Below are 20,620 nucleotides of genomic sequence, written 5' to 3'. Positions count from 1 at the left end.
AAGTGAACACAAAAAAGCCCATGACGCTTTCCTCGTGTAGAATGAAGTCACCACAACACACATTCAGACGGAGGAAATCTCATGAGCTACACCCATCTTACCACAACGGAACGCGTGAAAATAGAGACCTATCTGGAGCTCGGGATGTCCATCCGGTCCATCGCGAGACGGCTCGGCCGTCATCCCTCGACCGTCTCGCGGGAGATCAAACGGAACCCCGGCTACGAATCGGGACGTGCCCAGCAGCGCTACGTGAAGAAGAAGGCAAACTGCGGCGCCAAGACGAAGCTCGACGAGGCGACTCGCCGGACGATCACCGAGAAACTGTGGGCGACCTGGTCCCCGGAACAGATCGTCGGTCGTCTCTTCGACGGGGAAATCGCCTTCTCGACCATCTATCGCTGGATCTATGCGGGATTAATCGACGTGCCCGTGACCGTGCTCCGCCAGAAGGGCAAGCGCCGGAAGCCGGTCGAGACGCGCGGGCGCATCAACGTCGGGCTGACCATCTCGGACCGGCCTCGGGAGGTGCGCACACGCGAGACGTTCGGGCATTGGGAGCTCGACACCGTCGTCTCCGGACGAGGGAAATCGAGGGCGTGCGTCGCGACGTTCGTCGAGCGAAAGAGCCGGTTCTATCTCGCCCTGCCGATCACCGACCGCACCGCGGCCTCGATGGAGGGGGCGATCCATGCGGTGCACGGCGCCTTCCCGGGCGGCACGTTCGAGACGGCGACGACGGACCGGGGCAAGGAGTTCAGCGGTCACGAGCGCATTCAGGCGTCGCTCGGCGTGCCGGTGTATTTCGCCGACCCGTACTCGTCGTGGCAACGGGGGAGCAACGAGAACGCCAACGGTCTCCTCCGCGAGTTCTTCCCGAAAGGAACGGACTTCGCGCAGGTCGGTGACGGCGAACTCGCGGACGCGCTCGCCAAGATCAACGGGCGACCGAGAAAGTGCCTGGACTGGAAAACCGCACACGAGGTCTTCACCGAAGAAGTGTTGCGCTTAATTTGACAAACCGTCACTCTAAAAAAACAGAAAATAAAAAAGTCTCTCCCGTGTCGGTTCGTCGACATGAGAGAGACTTCTTTTATTGTGTTTCAATGGACGGTTCTAAATCGAGCGGTTGAACCAACACCTGGTCAATCCTTCGTCCGTCCATATCGACGATTTCAAAGCGTAAGCCGTGGGCTTCCATGACATCGCCTTTTTTCGGGAACGTCCCGAGTCCGGTGATGACGAAGCCGGCGAGTGTATGGAACGCCGCCCGTTCCTCCCCTTCGAGTTCACGCGGGAGGCCGAACAGTTGCTTCGCCTCATCGATATTGAGCATCCCGTCCGCGAGATATGAACCATCCTCTCGTTGGACGACAGACGGTTCTTCCTGCTCGACGACGACCTCTCCGATAATCTCTTCTAAAATATCAAACAACGTGACGACACCGAGGAAGCCACCATATTCGTCCAATACGAATGCCATCTCGACACCGCTTTGCTGCATCGACTGTAAAACGAGGCTTCCGGCTTGTTGACGCGGTACGACGAGCGGCTGTCGCACACGTTTCAAAACTTGGGTCTCATGTTTGATCGACGGGAGCGACAACAGCTCACGAATCTCGACGAACCCGATGAATTGGTCCAAGCTCCCCCGGCCGACCGGGAGTTTATTGTGCTGACTCTTATAAATCGTCTCTTGAATCTCTTCAATCGAATCGTCTAAGTCAATCCATTCCACGGTCGTGCGCGGTTGCATCAATTGATAGACATAGCGGTCGTGGAATGCGAACAAGCGCTCAACTTGTTTCACTTCATCATGGGCGAAATCCCCTTGGGCCATCCCTTCGCTCAATAATTGTTTAATTTCCAATTCTGCTTCTCCGGTCGATTGTTCAGATTTCAATCCGAGCAACTTATACACGACGAGCGTCGACTTCGATAAGACGAAGACGAACGGCTTCATCATCTTGCTGAAGAAATCGAGGGCCGGGATGATCGTCATCGTCACGCGTTCCGGTGTGACGAGGGCGATTCGTTTCGGCACGAGCTCTCCGATGATGAGCGACAAGTACGTGATAATCGTGACGACGATGATGTATCCGAGCGTCGCGGCGATTTCGCGCCCGAGTCCGAGGGCAATCAACTGTTGGGCCAACGGATCTGAGAATCGGGCACCACCGAACGCACCGTTGATGATCCCAATCAACGTAATCCCGACTTGAACGGTCGACAACAGGTCGGTCGGGTCCTTCGCATGACGGAGGGCAATCGCAGCACTGCGGCTCCCGCGAGCGGCAGCCGCTTCGAGCCGACTCGGCTTCGAAGAGATGAGCGCAATCTCCGACATCGCGAATACACCGTTCAACAAAATAAGAAACAAAATAATCGATAAATCAAGCAGCCAGGAAGAATCCAAGGCTTATTCCACCTCTTTCAGTTAAGTTAGTTTCATTTTACAGCGCCAACTTAGTTATTACGATTTCAAAGTCGTTAGAACTTAAAATTTAAATTACACGACATCCCACATTCATCATAAAAATGTGTTGACTTTAAGTTCTAATGACCTTAAATTAAATAAATAGAAGTTCACACGAACTTAAAAGGAGGAATTGTTGTTGACCCTACTCATTGGGTTTTTACTGCTCGTCGTCGTCATGCTCGCACTTGATTTAGGTGTGTTTCACCGGAAAGCCCACGAGGTGTCGATGCGTGAGGCATGGACGTGGACGTTCGTCTGGATTGGGATCGCCATCGCCTTCGGCGGTTGGTTGTTCTACTCGCAAGGCAGCACGGTCGCGACCGAATATGCGAGCGTCTACTTCATCGAGAAAGCGCTCGCGATCGACAACGTCTTCGTGTTCTCACTCGTCTTCGCTTACTTCGCGATTCCGCTCAAGTACCAGCACAAGGTGTTGTTCTGGGGCATCCTCGGCGCGATTTTCTTCCGGGCCATCTTCATCGTCGCCGGTGTGTCGCTCTTAGAGAACTTTGGTTGGGTCTATTACGTGTTCGGGGCGTTCCTCGTCTATACGGGATGGATGATGTATAAGAACATCGGGAAAGAAGAGTCACTCGAAGAGAACAAGACGCTCCGATGGCTTGAGCGTCGCCTACCGCTAACGCAAGACATCTCATCCGGCAAGTTCACGAAACGAATCAACGGAAAGCTGTTTTTTACACCGCTCTTCATCGCGCTCCTCTTCATCGAGCTCTCGGATATCGTCTTCGCCGTCGATTCGGTCGCCGCTAGCTTCGCCTACTCGCGTGACCCGTATATCATCTTTTATGCGAACATCATGGCGATCCTCGGGCTTCGTAGCCTTTACTTCGTCCTCGCCAACTTGATTGACCGCTTCTACTACTTGAAGCACGGCCTCAGCTTCATGCTCGTCTTCATCGGGACGAAGATGGTGTTCGGTGATGTGTACAAGATGCCGATTTGGATGTCGCTCGGTGCGATCGTCGTCGTGATTCTAATCAGTGTCGCCTATAGTTTCTATAAGACGAAACCTAACGAGGAAAGCATGCGTAAAAGAGAGACGAGTTAACGTTCAGTTGTAATGATTTCGTCTATGAAGAAAAGGTGGTGCGGCATGTTTGACCGAATTGGTGATTTGAGTATCGGGCTTGTATTCGGCATCGTGTTGACGCTCTTGTCCGGTAGCCTGATCGGGCTTGGCGTCGGTTCCTTGCTTGGTATTGGTTTTGCTGTCGCCCCGAACTTGTCAAAACGCCGTTCGCGAAACGACATACCACAAGCTCGCTAAATAAAGTTCGTCTTTTTCTATGTTTTCTTCGTAAACCACTACTCGAAAAGCCGTCGGTCCAGTCATGACCGACGGCTTTCTGATTGAAATATGATGGACGGGTCCCCTTATTCACTCCTGTCCGTCTTGGCATGCACTTGCATGTCAGTTTTAGCTTGTTCCTCTTCTTTTTCCAACTCTTCAATCAATCGCTTCATCTCGGCAATTTCCCGTTCTTGCGCATTGATGATTTCTTCCGACAGTTGCTTCACGCGCGGGTCTTCAATTTCCGCCCGTTCACTCGTTAAAATGGCAATCGAGTGATGTGGAATCATCGCTTTCATCCAACTGACGTCATCGACCGTCGTCTGACTCCGGACGAGCCATAGCGACAATCCGAACACGAGTGCGCTCGTCCCTAAAATGATCGCATTCAGCTTCTTGTTTTTGTACATCCCCCACATGAAAAGCAACATGACGAACGCCATGACCGATCCCATAATGAGCGCCATGTAAAGTCGTGTCTGACTGAAAAAGACGTGGTCGAGTTGAAACACGTTCAAATACATGAGCCAATACATAAGAAACGTTGACACGCCAATCATGACCCCAAATTTTACGTATGGATTCAAACGGATTCCTCCTTTGTTTTGCATGGTTAACACTATGTTTCCACTGTTTCTGAATCAAAAACATGAGCTATTTTCACGTTTCTTCGATTTCACTTCTTTTTCACAAACGACGGCTATACTGTCAAAATGGACTCACTAGGAAAAGGAGAACGGCTCGTGCTCAACACTTTACAACACTTCATGGCAAGGCTAAGCCAGATTGTCACGTGGACGTATTTGGAACGTCCGAATGAAACGTTCATCGAAGGGATTGCTTTCTCCTCGAAAAAAATAAAAAAAAATAATTTATTCGTCTGCATAACCGGACACCGGCATGACGGACACAACTTCATCGATGAAGCCATCGCAAACGGAGCCATCGCCATCGTCGCGGAACGACCAATCGATGCGCCTATACCCGTCATTTATTGTCGAGATACTAAAATCGCTTTGGCCGAGCTCGCGGCAACGTTTTATGACGAGCCTTCTAAACGTTTACGTGTACACGGGGTCACGGGGACGAACGGGAAAACGACGACGACCTCGCTTGCATATCAACTGTTCACTTCCCTCGGAACGAAGGCCGGGTGGATTGGGACGCTCGGGATTCAATACGCCGGTCAGACGTTTACGACACCGAACACGACACCCGACCCGTTGACCGTCAACCGTCATCTAGATGAGATGGTCAAAGCGGGAATCACCGACTGCGTGATTGAAGTCTCCTCTCAGGCGATTGCCGAATCCCGCATCACTGAACTTTCTTTTCAATCGGCATCTTTTCTGAACCTGACCCACGATCATCTCGACTATCACGGGTCGATGGAATCCTACGCGGAGACGAAAGCCCGCCTGTTCAAACAAGTTACGGCGAACGGCCATGTCTTCCTCAACCGAGATGACCCGTTCCATGTACAGATGGACCACGCGACACCTGGCGACGTGAAACGAAGCTACTACAGTCGACACGACGCTTCTGTTGATTTATTTAGACAACTCGACCACGACCGATTGTCGATTGCGTCGAAAGGACAATCCATCGCCGTCACACCTCCGTTCACGGAGACGTACAACCTCGACAACCTGCTGTGCGCACTCGGAATCGTCCTCGCGACCGGGATATCGCTTGAAGACGCCGCACCGCATTTTGCCTCTCTTCGCTTGCCGAGCGGACGACTCGAACGAATCGAAGGAATCGCTTCTCTCGCCTATGTCGACTATGGGCATACGCCGGATGCGATTCAAGAAGTCGTCACGGTGTTGACCGAACGTCATACCCGCGTCCTCGTCCTTCTCAGCGCCGCCGGAGAGCGGGACCGCTCAAAACGCAGCAGGATGACAGAGATCGTCTCACAATCGGGAGCGGACTATATGTTATCGGTCCACGACCCGAGAGGCGAGGCCCCGCAACAGATTCTTGACGATTTGGCGCCAGGGCGCACCGCTCCCCCGCCGCTGTCCGTTCATCCGATCCGGCACGACGCCATCCGTGCGTTCGCCGAACGGCTCCCGGACTATGACTGTGGGGTTATTTTTGGAAAAGGACATGATCGAATCGAACGTGTCGACGGCGAACTGATCCCGTGTGACGAACCTGCCATCGTCCATCGTTTCTACCCGCACGAAAGGGAACCGGGGGACGCATCACGAACTGAACGTTAAGGAGAAAAAGGAGGGCATGCATGAAGATACTGATTGTGGATGATGAGATGAAGATGCGCCGCCTGTTGCGGCTTTTTCTCGAAAGCGACGGCTACACGTGTCTCGAGGCGAGCGACGCGGCCGAAGCGCTCGAGCTCATCGCCGACCGTCCTGACTTGGTCTTATTGGATATTATGATGCCGGACGTGGACGGCATCACCCTCTGTCGTCAACTGAAAAAACGGGACGCAGAGTTGCCCGTCGTCTTGTTGACGGCGCGTTCCGATAGCGAGACGACGATTCGCGGCTTAGACGCCGGGGCCGATGACTATGTGACGAAACCGTTCGATGGGAACGTGTTACTCGCCCGGATTCGTGCCGTGTTACGCCGTAGCCGTGTTACAAACGTCAGCTATGGCCCGCTACGATATGATGAATCGAGCGGCCGTGTGCTCTATGAGGAACAAGAGATCGTCCTGACCCCGAAAGCGACGGCGATTTTAAAATTGTTCCTCGAACATCCGAACCGATTATATAACCGCATGGACTTGTACGACCTCGTCTGGCCGTATTCTTCAGAGTCCGACCCTCGGACCGTCGATGCCCACATCCGTATGATTCGGGACAAGCTCGGGGAGGCCGGTTTTCCGATTGACGATTATTTGAAGACCGTGTGGGGACGGGGCTATCGCTGGGTCGAGGGGCGGGACGTGCCGTGATGCCTTGGCGAAATAGTCTCCCGTTTCGAATCAGTCTCGTTTTTTTGTTGACGACGTTACTGATTGAAAGTGTCTTGTTCATGCTTTTGTATCATACCTTGCTCGGGGAACGGGTCGTCGAAGAGATTGACCGGCTCGAGTCACGGGCCGAAAGCCACGCGAGTGTATTGGCGATGAGTTTTGATGAGGAGACGATTTCACATGTCGCGACGATGGAAAGCGAGACCGATACGAAAGTCGCCATCGTCGCACCGAATCACGAGCTACTCGACACGTCCAACCGCTTCCCCACCGTCTTGTCGACGTTCATCCAGGATTCCTCGGACCAGGCTGCGCTCGATCAGACGGTCGTGCTCGAAACGGACTGGGAGAACAAGCCATATCTCGCCGTCCGGACGCCGATTGAGTCGATGGATGAAGCGACACGCTACGGTTATGTATACATGTTCCTGCCGACAGAAATCATTCACGGGATCAGCCATCGCTTGCAGCTTCGTTTCCTCTATATCACCGCCATCGCGCTTATCGTCACGGCATTGACGTTCCTTTTGCTCAGTCGACTGATCTCCAACCCGATTCAGCAACTGCGTCGTGCGACCGAGAACGTGTTGACGCGACCAGATCAGCTGACCCTCCCGACCTCGCGTGTCGATGAGATCGGGGAACTCGCCCGCTCGATTGAATCGATGTCGCTCGAGCTGGCGCATCTAAAAAAAGAGCGGAATCAATTCCTGTCCGATCTCGCCCATGAGATTAAGACACCGCTCACGTATTTACAAGGGTATGCGGAAATCGCGTCCAAGCCTCAAACGCCCGTCGCTTTGAAAGAACAGTCGATTCAAACGATTTTAGAGGAGAGTCAAGCGTTAACCGAACTCGTCGAGAACGCGTTTCAACTCGCCCAACTCGATGAGAACACGTTCACGCTTCATAAAGACGAGATCATCCTTTCCGAACTGTGTGACGATTTGACGCGTGTCCTCACGTCTATGTTCCGTGTCACACCGATTGTATTCGAGAGCCGCATTTCGATTTCATCCGATGCGTCGCTCCGGATCGACCACAACCGAATCGTTCAAGTGTTCCGTGCGCTCGGACATAACGCGATCGTGCATAGCGAGGCGAGCCACGTCGCGCTTGATGGCGTGTTGACGAAAGATACGATCACGTTCACCCTCCAAGATGACGGCAAAGGGATCCCTGAGGCAGACTTGCCTCATATCTTCGAACGGCTATATCGCGTCGAGAAATCGCGTTCAAGACGCACAGGAGGAAGCGGGCTAGGGCTCGCCATCGCGCAACAGATTATCGAATATCATAAAGGGACGCTTCGTGTCGCTTCGGATTGCTCAGGTACGACTTTCACGATCGTACTCCCACTCCAAACAAAATAGCCGTCGCTTGTGCGTACAAGCGACGGCTATTGCTTATGGATTCGGCCAGATGGCCACTTCATACGTTCCCCACGTCGGTTCAAGACGCTCTAACGCGGCATACATGATTCTCGGGCCATACAAGGGAACGAGCACCAGCTTTTCTGATGAATAGTTGACGACAACCGCCTCATCTAACGTAGACGAGATGAGGATGAACTGCCGGACGTGATGAATCCGTCTCGCGATATGGCGTTCGAGCTGATTCACGACTTCGAAGAATTCGACGTCAGAATAATGGGACCCGATGCGTTCTTTGAATCCCTCGAAAATCAAATCATCATCTCGAACGAGGCATGTCGCCATCCGGACGACTACATGGGCGAACGACTGTACGTTCATCCCGCCGAGCTCGAGGTCATAGATTTCAATCCGCCGTTCTTCCACCTCGTCACCTCTCTTTCCAACTGGTTTCACATCCATTTCCCCTCAACATGTGAAAGAGTTGTGAAAGCGTCACTTCGCCACGCCCGCTTGAAGAAGCACCGACCAGTTACCGTCTTCAAACAAGTAGACGCTATTGTCAGAAGTAGCGAGTAAGAGGCGCTCCTCTTCAATGGCGAGCTCAATCGGCACCGCGTCCGCTTCTAGATTCGGCAACGGCAGCACCGTCTCACCTTCGTCCTGACGTAAGACGAGTTCATAGTCGGACGCATCTCGCACATAGGCGATTGTCGGACCATCCGTTGCGGCGAGGAGGATGTCTTCGCCTGAGATCAACGTGTCGAACGTATCGCCTCCATCGTCTGAGACGAGCATCCCGTTCGGGCCGTACACATACATACGTAGCGGTTCAGTGGCGTCAGCGAGGAGACCGGCAATCCCGTGACGAGCGGTCCCTTCCATATTCATCGGTTCAAACGTCTCACCTTTGTCGAGCGAACGGTAAAAGCCTGGTCGCAACTCACTTGTCGGCTCTTCGAGATAAACGTATAGACTTTCGGACGTATAGCCTGCGCTCATATGGTGAAAATCCGCCTCCCCTTCTAGCGAGCGAACTTCGAGCGTCTCGCCTCGGTCGGTGCCACGGACGACACCGAGCGGATTTTTAAATGCGGATTGACGTTCGGGGTGACCGCTCGCATAAAAACCATCCTCGACAAGCTCAAAACCCATATAATCGTGACGGTTCGACATCAATTCGTACCAGCCATCATCCCGATACTCCATCAGTCCGTGGTGCGTCGCAACGACCGGACGGGCATCGTCCTGCCAAAACCCGGCCCCATGGATGTGCGTGATGGCCGCGTCGGTCTCGACTCGTGTCCAATTGTCGGCTTCGTCTTGCTGTGCCTTTTGTTCCGTCTCGACCACAGGCGTTTCCTGTTCAGTCGCCGCGTCATTCGGTGGCGTATCCGGGCCACAAGCGGTCAAAAATACGGTCGCCAACAGAGTTGGCAAAATCAACTTTTTCTTCATTTGTTCTTCCTCCATCTTCAGCATCGTTTTCAGTTTAACGTCTAAAAATGAAAGAATTGTTAAATCCGAAGCGTTCTTGCATTGAGCGCAACGATGACGGTACTGAGGCTCATTAAGACCGCACCGACGGCAGGCGACAAGATGACACCGAGTGGGGCCAACACGCCTGCCGCAAGCGGGATGGCGACGATGTTGTAACCGGCGGCCCACCACAAGTTTTGAATCATCTTGTTGTACGTGTTGCGAGACAAGTCGAGAATCGACAGCACGTCTTTCGGGTTGCTCCGGACGAGGACGATATCGGCCGTTTCGACGGCAACGTCGGTGCCGCTCCCGATAGCGATCCCGACGTCCGCTTGGGCCAAGGCCGGTGCATCATTGATGCCGTCCCCGACCATCGCCACTTTGCTTCCGTCGGCTTGGACGGTTTGAACTTGCCGTGACTTATCGTCCGGCAACACTTCGGCGTACACTTCCTCGATGTGAAGTTGCGACGCTACCCAATCGGCGACTTTCCGATTGTCCCCCGTCAGCATGATCGGGCGGACGCCCCGGTCTTTCAATGCACGGACCGTCTCCTTGGCTTCATCGCGGACCATGTCCGCCAAAGCAATCATACCGACCAAATCCCCGTCTCGAAGCGTGAAGACGACGGTTTTGCCAGCGGTGGATAATCGATTGAATGCCACTTCATCAATCGCTAACTCATGCTCCCGAATATAGCGGGGACTGACGATTTGGACGTGTGCACCGTCCACGCGACCTTCCAGTCCGACGCCCGTGATCGAGGCGAAATCGACGACTTCCGGCAACGTCAACTCGCGTGCTTCCGCTTCCCGAAGAATGCCCCGAGCGAGCGGATGTTGCGAGGCCGTCTCGACCGCGGCGGCCAGACGTAACACGTCCTCTTCTGTATAAGCGGACGTGGCTTCAATGTCCGTCACCCCGAAGTCGCCTTGTGTCAACGTGCCCGTCTTATCAAAGATGACTGCATCGAGGTGACGTGCCTCTTCGAACTGAGTCCGGTTTCGAATCAATAGCCCGCGTTTTGCCGACAAGGACGTCGAGACCGCCACGACGAGCGGAGACGCGAGGCCGAGGGCATGGGGACATGAGATGACCATGACGGTAACCATTCGTTCGACGGCCGTACTGACTGGATAACCAAGGGCGACCCAAATGACGAACGTCAGCACACCCGCTCCGATTGCCACATAAAACAATAGCTTGGCGGCCCGGTTGGCTAAGTTTTGCGTTTTCGATTTAGATTCCTGCGCCTGTTTGACCAAATCGATGACTTTCGCCAAATACGTGCTCTCTCCCGTGTTCGTAGTGGAAATCGTCATACTACCTTCTTGGTTGATCGACCCTGCAATAACGACGTCCCCCGTCTCTTTTTCGACAGGCATCGACTCACCGGTCAACATCGACTCATCGACCGTCGTCCGCCCTTTCAGCAGTTCTCCGTCGACAGGAATCTGTTCACCTGGTTTGACGAGAATCATATCTCCAGTAGCGATTGCTGACACCGGAACGTCTTCAATGTCGTTCCCGCTGATGCGGTGCGCCACGCTCGGTAACAAACGAACGAGCTGTTGCAATGCGTTCGACGCGCCCATAATGGAGCGCATCTCAATCCAATGGCCGAGCAACATGATGACGATTAACGTCGCCAACTCCCAAAAGAAGTCATGTCCATGCCCATATCCGAACACGATGGCGACACTATAGAAGTACGCGACGCTGATGGCAAGCCCGATCAGTAGCATCATCCCCGGATTCCGTTGACGCAACTCGTCGATGCTGCCTTTCAAAAACGGCCATCCTCCATAGACGTACACGATTGTCGCCAACACGAATAACGTCTCCTTTTCATAAGGAAACGTGAGTTCGAAACCGGCCCACTCTTGAATCATATCTGACAAGATGAGGATTGGAATCGTCAGCCCTAACGAGACGAAAAATCGACGCTTATACGCTTCAATCATCCCTTCATGTCCGCCGGTATGCGCGTGATGCGTTTCTCCGTGTTCATGATGAGATGATGCGTGGTGTGAATGTTCCACGTTACCACCTCCTATGTATACCATATACCCCTATGTAGTATATAAAAACTTATTTTCTCATTTAACAAAAATTTCATAACTTGTTGGTATAACGGAGTAGGCGCTCATTTTTAGGTGAAAGGGTGATGCCTTATGAACCGCGTCGTGAAATGGATTATCGGGATGGTTATCGTAAGTATCGTGATTGGACTGCTCCTCCTGTTGTTCACGTTCGCTCCTGGAGGCTGGATGATGGGAAACGGATCATTCATGGGAGATCGGGACAATGGCGGCATGATGCACGGCAATGGTGGGATGGGACGTGGGAACACGATTGACCTCATCACCTCCGACGAACCAGCTCAACCGCTTCCGATTCCGAAACGGCTACAACCTGACCGCGTCACAGACGAGGCGCTTTATTATACGGTCCGCACTGAACGTGGCGAGCATCGCTTCTTCGACGAAGGCGTCAACACCGAGACGCTTGGCTATAACGGGACTTTACTCGGCCCAATGATTGAGTTGCCAGCTGGGAAGACCGTGTATATCGACACGATCAATCAGCTCGCCGAACCGACCTCTTTCCATTGGCACGGTCTCGTCATCCCTGGAGAAGAAGACGGCGGACCGCACCAACTGATTGGCCCCGGTGAGCAAAAACAAGTTCGTCTCGAGATTGACCAAGAACCGGGCACGCTTTGGTTCCATCCGCATCCGATGGGCGCAACGGCCGAACAAGTATACCTTGGTCTGGCCGGACTCTTGTACGTAACGGACCAAGCGGAGAACGGGTTGCCAAACGAGTACGGTGTCGATGACATCCCGCTCATCGTCCAAGACCGTCTCTTCACAGACGACGGACAACTCGATTACGATCGCCAGATGAACGTCGATGGGACGGTCGGCGATACGTTGATTGCGAACGGTGCCATCAATACGACGTTCGACGTGACCACGAACACGTTACGCGTCCGTCTCGTTAACGGCTCTAACGCTCGGAACATCGACTTCTCATTATCGACCGGATCGTCATTCACTCAAATCGCGACCGACGGCGGGTTGCTCGACAAACCCGTATCACTCAAAACGTTGACGCTCACACCTAGCGAACGAGCCGAGATATTAATCGACTTCTCAGACTTGTCGCTCGGGGACGACCTCGCTCTTCAAGCAGACGGGATTCCGTTCACGACGTTCACGGTGCGTGACGAGGTCGATCAAGACGGCGAATGGAGCGATGCCTTTGACGGAACGTCTGCGTCTAACGAATCAAGCGTTGCCGACCGACGCCTCACGTTGTTCGGGATGGGCAACATGGTGTCGATTGACGGCAAACAATTCGACCCCGATCGAATTGACATCAATGTCCAACAAGGTTCGACCGAGATATGGGAAATTTATAATCGAGAAGACATGATGGGCGGGATGACCCACCCGTTCCACGTCCACGGCGTCCAATTCCGGATACTTGAACGGGACGGCCAACCCCCGCCTGACAACGAACGCGGTTGGAAAGATACGGTCGCTGTCGCACCGGGCGAGAAAGTGAAAATCGAAATGACGTTTCGGGAGACAGGGACGTTCATGTATCACTGCCACATCCTGGAACATGAAGAAAACGGGATGATGGGACAGTTGAAAGTAAACTAATCACACGTTAATTGGAGGGAATAGTAATGAAGGTAAACAAAAAACTTGGAATGATGACGATGGCACTCTCACTCAGCGGTTTGCTCGTCGCCTGTGGCGAAGACGAAACGACGAATACCGATACGAACATGAGTGACCAGATGGAAGAGACGATGGATGGAAACGACCATTCAGGGATGGATATGTCCGGGTCTGGGGACGTCCCCGAGGGCTTGAAGTCAGCGGAGAACCCGACGTTCGCGGTCGGTGACAAGGCCATCATCACAGAAGCCCATATGCCAGGTATGGAAGGAGCCGAAGCGACGATCGTCGGTGCCTACGATACAGTCGTATACAGCATTTCGTATGATCCAATGCATGGGGGTGAACGCGTCGAAGACCACAAATGGATTATCCACGAAGAAATTGTCGATGCAAAAGCTGACGCTTATGAGCCGGGTGATGAAGTAACAGTCGATGCCGAGCATATGAACGGCATGGGCGGCGCGACCGCAACGATTGACTCTTCTGAGGAGACGACAGTTTACATGGTCGATTTCGAACTGGACAACGGAGAACGTGTCACAAACCACAAATGGGTGACCGAAGACGAACTGTCCGCGGAGTGAAGAAACAACCACCTTCATATGGAACGTTCACAGCGAGCTTGCCCAATTTGGGCAAGCTCGCTTTTAGAATGTCAATATATTTTTTTGAAATATAAATGAAATATTAAAATGTATTTTTGATGATAAAATTTAAATTATCAGGTTCGTTATGTCGCATATACCACTTTCTCACATCGAAGGGATTTACATAAAAATGAAAAAGAAATTAATGACAATTGCATTAAGCGCGCTACTCACCGTCGGCCTTCTCACCCCTGTCTCGACACCGGTCGAAGCGTCGACCTATTACAAAGCCGAAGTGACGACGAACATCTTGAACGTCCGATCGGGCCCGAGTACGGCGTATCCGATCGTCGGCACGGCCAAGCTCGGTCAAACGTTTTCAGCGCAACACACGACGGCCTCGTGGACGAAAATCAACTTCAACGGCACGTCCCGCTACGTCTCGAGTGCATTCATCAAACCATACGCGAGCACGACGCTTCAAACGTCGTCGACGACGAAGCTCCTCATGCCGACGAAAGGCACGTTGACGCAAAAGTATGGTCCGGCGAGCGGCATTTACGGCTACACGTTCCATAATGGGATTGACCTCGCAGCAGCGAAAGGCACTCCGGTCATCGCCGCGTCTGGCGGACAAGTCATCGTCGCCCGCAACGCCGGCGCCTACGGGAACCACATCATGATCACGCATCAATTGAACGGCCAGTCGTACACGACCGTTTACGCCCACCTCGATCGCTTGAACGTCGTTCAAGGCCAGACGGTCTTACGCGGCGCGACCATCGGCACGGTCGGCAACACCGGCAACTCGTTTGGTAACCATCTTCACTTCGAAGTACATAAATCGCCATACGTCTACAGCAGTAGCGCACCGGCGAGTAGCCTCAATCCGTATAACTTCTTTTGACACCTCCCCTCCATCCCGCATCGGATGGAGGGTTTTTCAATTCGTCCCGGATTGAAGCCGAAATTGATTGGTACTTTATTGTGACTATTGGTTTTGGCTTCATTGACGTATAATGGAAATCAAAAGATAACTATTTTCAAACGGACGTTTCGTCTTCATATATGTGACAGAGTTAACAAGAGTGAAAGGAGGTTCGCTTATGGAACGTAAGCAGTTCTATCCGTCGCGTCGGCACCATCACCGAAATGGAGGAAAACGACCACTCTCCGCCAAACGCACCCGGCCGCCCCACAGTTTCCCGATCGCTTCGATCGTCGAAGAGGCGCAAGACGCGATCTGTTATATCGACTTCACCCGCAACCACCTCTATTCGAACGAAGAGTTGCGCGCGATGTGCCCAGCGATGGTCACCCGCCGTTTCGAGGACGTTACGGCGCTCACCGCCTTCTTTTTCGCGCGCTTCGAAGAGAACGGGGCTGACCTTGACGCAATCGCCCCGGTCTGGCAAGAGATGCTCGACAACCGCTTCCTCGGTTGCCCGAACATGGACGCCCACCGCCTTCATCTTGGGGAACGGGTGATTCAACTCATCTTCAACTTCACGAACACGCCGCGCGGTGTCTTCATCATGTGGCGTGACGAGACGGAGACGATTCTGTTCGAGGAACAAAAGGACGCCTTCCTCGCCGAGCTGTCACACGACTTCCGGACGCCGCTCACAGCCATCAACGGCTACGCTGAGCTGCTCATGTATCGGCACACCGACGACGAGAAGACGCACGCCATGCTCACGCTCGTGAAACAGGAGGCCGAGCGGCTCGAACGGCTCGTCGACAACTTCCTCGACTATCAGCGCGTCTCGTATTCCGAAGAACTGTTGACGCGGCAACCGATTGATTTGTCGCGACTGCTCGAATCCATCGTCTCGAGCTATGACGCGACGTCGGCCAACCATCGTGTGACACTGTCGACGCCTGAGTCGGCCACGATCGAGGCCGACCAAGACAAGCTGCTCCAACTCGTCCACAATTTGGTCGGCAACGCCATCAAATATTCCCCGGACGGTGGGACGATTGACGTCTCGGTCACCGACGAGGACGGGACGCTCGTCTTATCCGTTAAAGATTCTGGTATCGGCATCCCGGAGGAGGCACTACCCTACATCTTTGACGAATATTACCGCGTCGACTCCGACGCCCACCGTCCGATTAAAGGGACCGGGCTCGGCCTGCGCATCTGTAAGCGGATCGCCGAGGCGCACGGTTGGGGCATCCATGCCGATTCGGTTTACGGGGAAGGGACGACGTTCGCGATTTACCTGTATTCGCCTACTGCGACGAGCACGACGCGACTCGGTGAGCGAGAAGAAAAGGTTTGACCACGACGGTCAAACCTTTTTGACGTCTAGACAGATGAACCCTCCCTGAATGCCAAGAGCGACTTTCGGGAAAAGAATAAATGAAGCGCCAGGAAAGGATGGATGCATATGAATCGACAACGTGGCTATTTGGCCCTCCCCGTCGCCGTCGCCTTTATCGTCATTTTCGGTTTGATTTTCGACAACTGGTGGATTGGGCTCGGCATCGGCATCGCGATGTTCTTCGCCTTCCAAGGTACGAAAAAGAAAGCCTGACGAAAAAAACGGACCAAATCCTCAAACGATTTGGTCCGTCAGTGAACTGACCGCTTATATCGCGGTCTTTTTCATGTAAATGCGCGCCTCATGCGGAAGTAATCGCGCCTCGTCGTTCTTTACGTTTTGAAGGACGATCTTGCCCCCTTCCACATCGATGGAAAGGTCACGCGGTTCATCCGAATGGTTCAAGACGATCGTAAAGCGTGTGCCGTCAAGTTCGCGGACGTAGGCGTGCAAGAATTCATCTTCTGGTAACAAGTCTTCAAACGTACCGTAAATGAGCGCGTCATGCGACTTCCGTAACTGAATCACTTGTTGGTAATAGCGGAAGACGGAATCTTCTCGCTCGAGGTCGGCAACTACGTTCAATTCATGGTAATTCGGGTTGACCGTCATCCAAGGCTCTCCATCGGTGAAACCGGCCTCAGGATTATCATCCCACTGCATCGGCGTCCGGGAATTATCGCGGCTGAGTAGTTGTAGGCTCGCGAACACTTCTTCCGGGTCACGTCCGTTCGCGACTTCCTCGGCGTACCGGTTTCGCATGGCGATGTCTTGATAATCGTCAATCGAGTCGAACGTCACACCGGTCATCCCAATCTCTTCCCCTTGATAGATGTACGGCATCCCTGGGAGCGTATGCGTCAGCGTGGCGAGCAGTTTCGCCGAGGCGACGCGATGTTCGCCGTCATTGCCGTACCGGGTCACTTGGCGCGTGTGGTCGTGGTTGTTCAAGAATTGCGAGTTCCAGCCTCGTCCGTTCAACCCTTCATACCAGTCGCGCTGAATCGCTTTAAACCGGAGCATGTCCCACGTCGGCATCTCGTCGGCGATTTGGAAGTGGAACAACGTGTCGAGCTCGCGGCGTGACTCGTCGACGTACAAGAGTCCTTCCGCCGGCGTCACGAACGGGATCTCTCCGACCGTCATGCAGTCATAGTGCTGGAGCACCTCCTCGTGCATCTCTTGAAGGTATTCGTGGATGCCCGGATTGTTCGCCAAATAGCTGAGATCGTACGGATTGGCGACGTCGGATAAGTCTTTCTGCTTAGCGAGCAGGTTGATGACGTCCATCCGGAATCCGTCGATGCCTTTGTCGAGCCAAAACCGCATCATGCGATAAATCTCTTGGCGCAACTCCTCGTTCTCCCAGTTCAGATCGGGCTGCTCGACGGCGAACGAGTGATAATAGTATTGCCCACTCTGCGAATCAAGCTCCCAACACGACGGGGCGAAATAGGAGCGCCAATTGTTCGGCACTCCGCCGTCGACGGGATCATGCCAAATATAATAGTCGCGCTTCGGTACGTCTTTCGATGCCTTCGCCTCAAGAAACCAAGGATGCTCGTCCGACGTATGGTTGACGACGAGGTCGAGGATGACTTTCAGGCCAATCGCGTGGGCTTCATCAAGCAACCGTTCGAAGTCTTTCATCGTCCCCGCCTTGTCCATGACCTGGTAATAGTCGGCGATGTCATAGCCGTTATCCCGGTCCGGCGAGACGTAGAACGGGTTCAACCAGACGACGTCCGCTCCGAGTTCCTTGATGTACGGAAGTTTTTGCCGCACCCCTTCCAAATCCCCATATCCGTCCCCGTTCGTATCGAGAAAGCTCCGCCAATACACTTGATAGACGACCGCTTCTTTCCACCATGTCCGTTTCATTGAATATCCTCCTTCATAAGAAAGGCCTCGAGCGTCCACTCGAGGCTTCGTTTTGTTAAATCCGCGTCAAGACGTTGTCGAGCGTGAGCCCCGTCGTGTCCGTGAACACGAGGTCCGCTTCGGTCAACACGGCCGGGTCCCCGATCCCGACGGTGTACATGCCGGCCGCATGAATCGCTTCGACTCCCGCCACCGCATCCTCGACGCCGATACAATCTTTTGGCTCGACGCCAAGCGCCTCAGCCGCCTTTAAGAATACTTCTGGATGTGGTTTCGACTCGGCGACGGTCGCCGCATCGACAATATGGTCAAACTGGTCGAGGAGACCGAGCTGACGCGTCACCATATGGGCGTTCTTTGAAGCGGACGCCATGCCCACTTTATAGCCGGCTTGTCTGATTTCACTTAGGAACGCTTCAACCCCAGGTAAAATGTCCGCATGGGTGATATTCGAAATGAGCGACACATAGTGTTCATTCTTCTTCGTGGCGAGTTGTTCCTTCTCTTCCACTGAAAAATCGTGCTCACGGCCGCCGAGACGAAGAATGCGTTCGAGTGACTCGGTACGGCTTACCCCTTTGAGCGTCTCGTTGAACTCGCGGTCGAACGGGATATCGAGCTCTTCTCCGAGTGCTTTCCAGGCCAAGTAGTGATCTTCCGCGCTGTCCGTGATGACACCGTCTAAGTCAAAGATAAAAGCTTTCATATGATCTCTCCTTATTTGTCCCCACCGATACGTAACCCTTGCATGAAGTACTTATTCAGCAAGATATACAAGATGATGATTGGGATGATACTGACGACCGAGGCCGCCATGATGTAGTTCCATTGCGTTGCATTTTGACTTTGGAACGACTGGAGCCCGAGCGTGAGCGTGTACTTCTCTGGCGATGTGATATAGAGAAGCGGTTTTAAGAATTCATTCCAAAAGCCGAGGAAGACGAAGACGGCTTGCGTCGCGACTGATGCTTTCGCCATCGGGAAGACGATGCGCCAAAATGTCTGGAACCGGTTAAGCCCGTCGACTTGTGCCGCTTCTTCGACCTCCCGCGGGAAGTTGATGAAGAACTGACGCATCAAGAAGATGTAGGCGAAGTTGATCGCCCCTGGTACGATGAGCGCCGCGTACGTATCCAAAATACCGAGCGAGCGCATGATCAAGTAGTTCGGGATGAGCAAGATTTGTCCCGGCACCATCATGACGGCGAGAATCAACAGGAACAAGTAGTTTCGTCCCGGGAAGCGCAAACGTGCGAGCGAGTACCCGGCCATCGTGTTGAAGATGACGTTCACGATCGTTCCGACCGTCGCGATGAAGAACGAGTTCATGATCCAGCGCGGGAACAACGGGTCGTTCGTGAAGATATGTTGGTAGTTGGCGAGTGTCGGATTCTCAGGCCAAAGCGTCAATCCCCCGGCGACAATCTCGCTATATGGTTTGAACGAGGCGAGCACGGCCCACAGGAATGGGTACATCGTGATGAGCGCGTACGACACGAGAATGACATAGAGTAAGACGCGCGGCCATTTTCTTTTTTTCATGATCCATTCCTCCTTAGTAGTTCGACTCTTCCTTGTTCAAGCGGCGGGCAATCATCGACACGGTGAAGATGATGAGCGTCAAGATGATGGCGAGCGCCGAGGCGTATCCCATCGTCCCAATCGTCTGGAAGGCGTATTGGTAGATGATGAGCGAGAACGTGAGCGTCGCATTATTTGGGCCGCCCGTCCCCCCAGAAATAATGTACGCTTGGTCGAACAATTGGAAACAACCGATGATGCCCATGAGAAGCACGTAGTTTGTGACTGGCGTCAAATTCGGCACGGTAATTTTCATCAGTTTCTGCCAAGCGTTCGCCCCGTCAAGTGATGCCGCTTCATATAACGAATGTGGGATGTCCTGTAGACCGGCCAAATAAATCGTCATGAAGAACGGTACGGTCGACCAAATGTTCATGACCATGATCGTCGCCAGCGCGAAGTCGGTCTCATTGATGAAGTTGACCGGCGCTTCGAGCAATCCGAAGTTGACGAGCAAATTGTTAATCGGACCGTTCAAGCTGAACAGGAACATGAAAATCATCGTCAGTGCCGAACTCGACGTGAGCGTCGGCAAGAAGTAAATCGTCCGGAACGTATTTTGGAACCGAATGCCCGAATTAAGGACAGCCGCCATGAGGAGTGCGACCGCTGTTTGAATCGGGACGACGAAGAGCGCATAGCGGAACGTATTATTAAGCGCCGCCCACACCCGGTCGTCATTCCAGGCGTTCACATAGTTCGTAAAGCCGACCCACTGAAAGTCGATGCCTCCGAACAAGTTGACGCGCGTGAATGACAAAAAGAGTGAATAGAAGATTGGAAGCAATGTGAACGTGAATAAGAGAATCAGTGTCGGCAACATGAACGTGACGCCTTGCAGGGCCTCCCGACGATTTCGTTCGCTCCCTTTTCCGTTTTTCGGGCTCGGCGCTTGTGCGGCCGCGTCCGTGCGACGGTTAATCTCGAGTTGTGTGCCCATAGGACCCTTCCTT

Annotated in this window: 20 protein-coding genes; 11 read left to right on the top strand and 9 right to left on the bottom strand. The window is 53.3% G+C overall.

Going from position 1 to position 20,620, the window contains the following annotated elements; translation table 11 throughout:
* The first annotated feature begins 81 nt into the window (after nt 1–81).
* Complete coding sequence (locus KB235_RS04290; RefSeq protein ID WP_211780496.1) at nt 82–1,017, top strand: IS30 family transposase; 936 nt, start codon at nt 82–84, stop codon at nt 1,015–1,017.
* A 76-nt stretch (nt 1,018–1,093) separates the two neighbouring features.
* On the opposite strand, the gene KB235_RS04285 is transcribed toward KB235_RS04290, so the two are convergent.
* Complete coding sequence (locus KB235_RS04285) at nt 1,094–2,416, bottom strand: hemolysin family protein (RefSeq protein ID WP_211780495.1); 1,323 nt, start codon at nt 2,414–2,416, stop codon at nt 1,094–1,096.
* Nucleotides 2,417–2,615: 199 nt separating this feature from the next.
* Between KB235_RS04285 and KB235_RS04280 the strand changes: the two genes are divergently transcribed.
* Nucleotides 2,616–3,548: a TerC family protein gene (locus KB235_RS04280; RefSeq protein ID WP_211780494.1), complete on the top strand. Its 933-nt coding sequence runs from the start codon at nt 2,616–2,618 to the stop codon at nt 3,546–3,548.
* 45 nt (nt 3,549–3,593) lie between these two features.
* Complete coding sequence (locus KB235_RS04275) at nt 3,594–3,767, top strand: hypothetical protein (protein ID WP_156028760.1); 174 nt, start codon at nt 3,594–3,596, stop codon at nt 3,765–3,767.
* A 107-nt stretch (nt 3,768–3,874) separates the two neighbouring features.
* Here KB235_RS04275 and KB235_RS04270 read toward each other — a convergent pair whose 3' ends face one another.
* The gene (locus tag KB235_RS04270; RefSeq protein ID WP_156028759.1) at nt 3,875–4,378 is read right to left on the bottom strand and encodes a DUF305 domain-containing protein; all 504 of its coding nucleotides are present in this window, start codon (nt 4,376–4,378) and stop codon (nt 3,875–3,877) included.
* Nucleotides 4,379–4,534: 156 nt separating this feature from the next.
* On the opposite strand from KB235_RS04270, the gene KB235_RS04265 reads away from it, so the two are divergent.
* From KB235_RS04265 to KB235_RS04255, 3 genes are read left to right on the top strand one after another with little or no spacing between them, the layout of a single operon-like run.
* Entirely contained in the window at nt 4,535–6,019 is a 1,485-nt protein-coding gene (locus KB235_RS04265) for a UDP-N-acetylmuramoyl-L-alanyl-D-glutamate--2,6-diaminopimelate ligase (protein WP_211780493.1), read from the top strand.
* A 20-nt stretch (nt 6,020–6,039) separates the two neighbouring features.
* A complete protein-coding gene (locus KB235_RS04260) occupies nt 6,040–6,717 on the top strand; it encodes a response regulator transcription factor (protein ID WP_211780492.1) in 678 nt (225 codons plus the stop codon).
* Entirely contained in the window at nt 6,717–8,111 is a 1,395-nt protein-coding gene (locus KB235_RS04255; RefSeq protein WP_211780491.1) for a sensor histidine kinase, read from the top strand. Before KB235_RS04260 ends, KB235_RS04255 begins: the two co-directional genes overlap by 1 nt.
* 33 nt (nt 8,112–8,144) lie before the next feature.
* Here KB235_RS04255 and KB235_RS04250 read toward each other — a convergent pair whose 3' ends face one another.
* From KB235_RS04250 to KB235_RS04240, 3 genes are read right to left on the bottom strand one after another with little or no spacing between them, the layout of a single operon-like run.
* Complete coding sequence (locus KB235_RS04250) at nt 8,145–8,567, bottom strand: hypothetical protein (protein ID WP_156028758.1); 423 nt, start codon at nt 8,565–8,567, stop codon at nt 8,145–8,147.
* Between the two features lie 39 nt (nt 8,568–8,606).
* Nucleotides 8,607–9,569 carry a F510_1955 family glycosylhydrolase gene (locus KB235_RS04245; RefSeq protein WP_211780490.1) on the bottom strand — a complete coding sequence of 321 codons (963 nt, stop codon included), beginning with the start codon at nt 9,567–9,569 and terminating at the stop codon, nt 8,607–8,609.
* 59 nt (nt 9,570–9,628) lie between these two features.
* Entirely contained in the window at nt 9,629–11,659 is a 2,031-nt protein-coding gene (locus KB235_RS04240) for a heavy metal translocating P-type ATPase (RefSeq protein ID WP_211780489.1), read from the bottom strand.
* 108 nt (nt 11,660–11,767) lie between these two features.
* On the opposite strand from KB235_RS04240, the gene KB235_RS04235 reads away from it, so the two are divergent.
* The 5 genes from KB235_RS04235 to KB235_RS04215 all read left to right on the top strand — a co-directional run bounded on the left by KB235_RS04235 (nt 11,768) and on the right by KB235_RS04215 (nt 16,418).
* Complete coding sequence (locus tag KB235_RS04235; protein ID WP_211780488.1) at nt 11,768–13,267, top strand: multicopper oxidase family protein; 1,500 nt, start codon at nt 11,768–11,770, stop codon at nt 13,265–13,267.
* A 26-nt stretch (nt 13,268–13,293) separates the two neighbouring features.
* Nucleotides 13,294–13,875 (top strand): YdhK family protein, encoded by a 582-nt coding sequence (locus tag KB235_RS04230; protein ID WP_211780487.1) that lies wholly within the window; start codon nt 13,294–13,296, stop codon nt 13,873–13,875.
* Between the two features lie 208 nt (nt 13,876–14,083).
* Nucleotides 14,084–14,785, top strand: a complete 702-nt coding sequence (locus KB235_RS04225) for a peptidoglycan DD-metalloendopeptidase family protein (protein ID WP_245175443.1) — start codon at nt 14,084–14,086, stop codon at nt 14,783–14,785.
* A 199-nt stretch (nt 14,786–14,984) separates the two neighbouring features.
* Nucleotides 14,985–16,163, top strand: coding sequence for a sensor histidine kinase (locus KB235_RS04220; protein ID WP_211780486.1), 1,179 nt, complete (start codon nt 14,985–14,987; stop codon nt 16,161–16,163).
* Between the two features lie 108 nt (nt 16,164–16,271).
* Nucleotides 16,272–16,418 carry a hypothetical protein gene (locus tag KB235_RS04215; protein ID WP_200871108.1) on the top strand — a complete coding sequence of 49 codons (147 nt, stop codon included), beginning with the start codon at nt 16,272–16,274 and terminating at the stop codon, nt 16,416–16,418.
* Nucleotides 16,419–16,472: 54 nt separating this feature from the next.
* On the opposite strand, the gene KB235_RS04210 is transcribed toward KB235_RS04215, so the two are convergent.
* From KB235_RS04210 to KB235_RS04195, 4 genes are read right to left on the bottom strand one after another with little or no spacing between them, the layout of a single operon-like run.
* A complete protein-coding gene (locus KB235_RS04210; protein ID WP_211780485.1) occupies nt 16,473–18,086 on the bottom strand; it encodes a glycoside hydrolase family 13 protein in 1,614 nt (537 codons plus the stop codon).
* Between the two features lie 55 nt (nt 18,087–18,141).
* A complete protein-coding gene (pgmB, locus tag KB235_RS04205) occupies nt 18,142–18,792 on the bottom strand; it encodes a beta-phosphoglucomutase (RefSeq protein ID WP_211780484.1) in 651 nt (216 codons plus the stop codon).
* Between the two features lie 11 nt (nt 18,793–18,803).
* The gene (locus KB235_RS04200; RefSeq protein ID WP_211780483.1) at nt 18,804–19,628 is read right to left on the bottom strand and encodes a carbohydrate ABC transporter permease; all 825 of its coding nucleotides are present in this window, start codon (nt 19,626–19,628) and stop codon (nt 18,804–18,806) included.
* Between the two features lie 13 nt (nt 19,629–19,641).
* Nucleotides 19,642–20,607 carry a carbohydrate ABC transporter permease gene (locus tag KB235_RS04195; RefSeq protein ID WP_211780482.1) on the bottom strand — a complete coding sequence of 322 codons (966 nt, stop codon included), beginning with the start codon at nt 20,605–20,607 and terminating at the stop codon, nt 19,642–19,644.
* Between the last annotated feature and the right edge of the window lie 13 nt (nt 20,608–20,620).

It is taken from the genome of Exiguobacterium alkaliphilum, assembly GCF_018138125.1.
Classification (GTDB): Bacteria; Bacillota; Bacilli; order Exiguobacteriales; family Exiguobacteriaceae; genus Exiguobacterium; species Exiguobacterium alkaliphilum.
The sequence above is the reverse complement of the archived record's forward strand: the minus strand, read 5'-3'. Positions and strand labels throughout refer to the sequence as shown.

Coding starts and splice junctions, on each gene's coding strand:
- KB235_RS04290 (WP_211780496.1), top strand. CDS start 82: ATGAGCTACACCCATCTTACCACAACGGAACGCGTGAAAATAGAGACC.
- KB235_RS04275 (WP_156028760.1), top strand. CDS start 3,594: ATGTTTGACCGAATTGGTGATTTGAGTATCGGGCTTGTATTCGGCATC.
- KB235_RS04260 (WP_211780492.1), top strand. CDS start 6,040: ATGAAGATACTGATTGTGGATGATGAGATGAAGATGCGCCGCCTGTTG.
- KB235_RS04255 (WP_211780491.1), top strand. CDS start 6,717: ATGCCTTGGCGAAATAGTCTCCCGTTTCGAATCAGTCTCGTTTTTTTG.
- KB235_RS04245 (WP_211780490.1), bottom strand. CDS start 9,569: ATGAAGAAAAAGTTGATTTTGCCAACTCTGTTGGCGACCGTATTTTTG.
- KB235_RS04240 (WP_211780489.1), bottom strand. CDS start 11,659: ATGGTATACATAGGAGGTGGTAACGTGGAACATTCACACCACGCATCA.
- KB235_RS04235 (WP_211780488.1), top strand. CDS start 11,768: ATGAACCGCGTCGTGAAATGGATTATCGGGATGGTTATCGTAAGTATC.
- KB235_RS04230 (WP_211780487.1), top strand. CDS start 13,294: ATGAAGGTAAACAAAAAACTTGGAATGATGACGATGGCACTCTCACTC.
- KB235_RS04225 (WP_245175443.1), top strand. CDS start 14,084: ATGACAATTGCATTAAGCGCGCTACTCACCGTCGGCCTTCTCACCCCT.
- KB235_RS04220 (WP_211780486.1), top strand. CDS start 14,985: ATGGAACGTAAGCAGTTCTATCCGTCGCGTCGGCACCATCACCGAAAT.
- KB235_RS04215 (WP_200871108.1), top strand. CDS start 16,272: ATGAATCGACAACGTGGCTATTTGGCCCTCCCCGTCGCCGTCGCCTTT.
- KB235_RS04210 (WP_211780485.1), bottom strand. CDS start 18,086: ATGAAACGGACATGGTGGAAAGAAGCGGTCGTCTATCAAGTGTATTGG.
- pgmB (WP_211780484.1), bottom strand. CDS start 18,792: ATGAAAGCTTTTATCTTTGACTTAGACGGTGTCATCACGGACAGCGCG.
- KB235_RS04200 (WP_211780483.1), bottom strand. CDS start 19,628: ATGAAAAAAAGAAAATGGCCGCGCGTCTTACTCTATGTCATTCTCGTG.
- KB235_RS04195 (WP_211780482.1), bottom strand. CDS start 20,607: ATGGGCACACAACTCGAGATTAACCGTCGCACGGACGCGGCCGCACAA.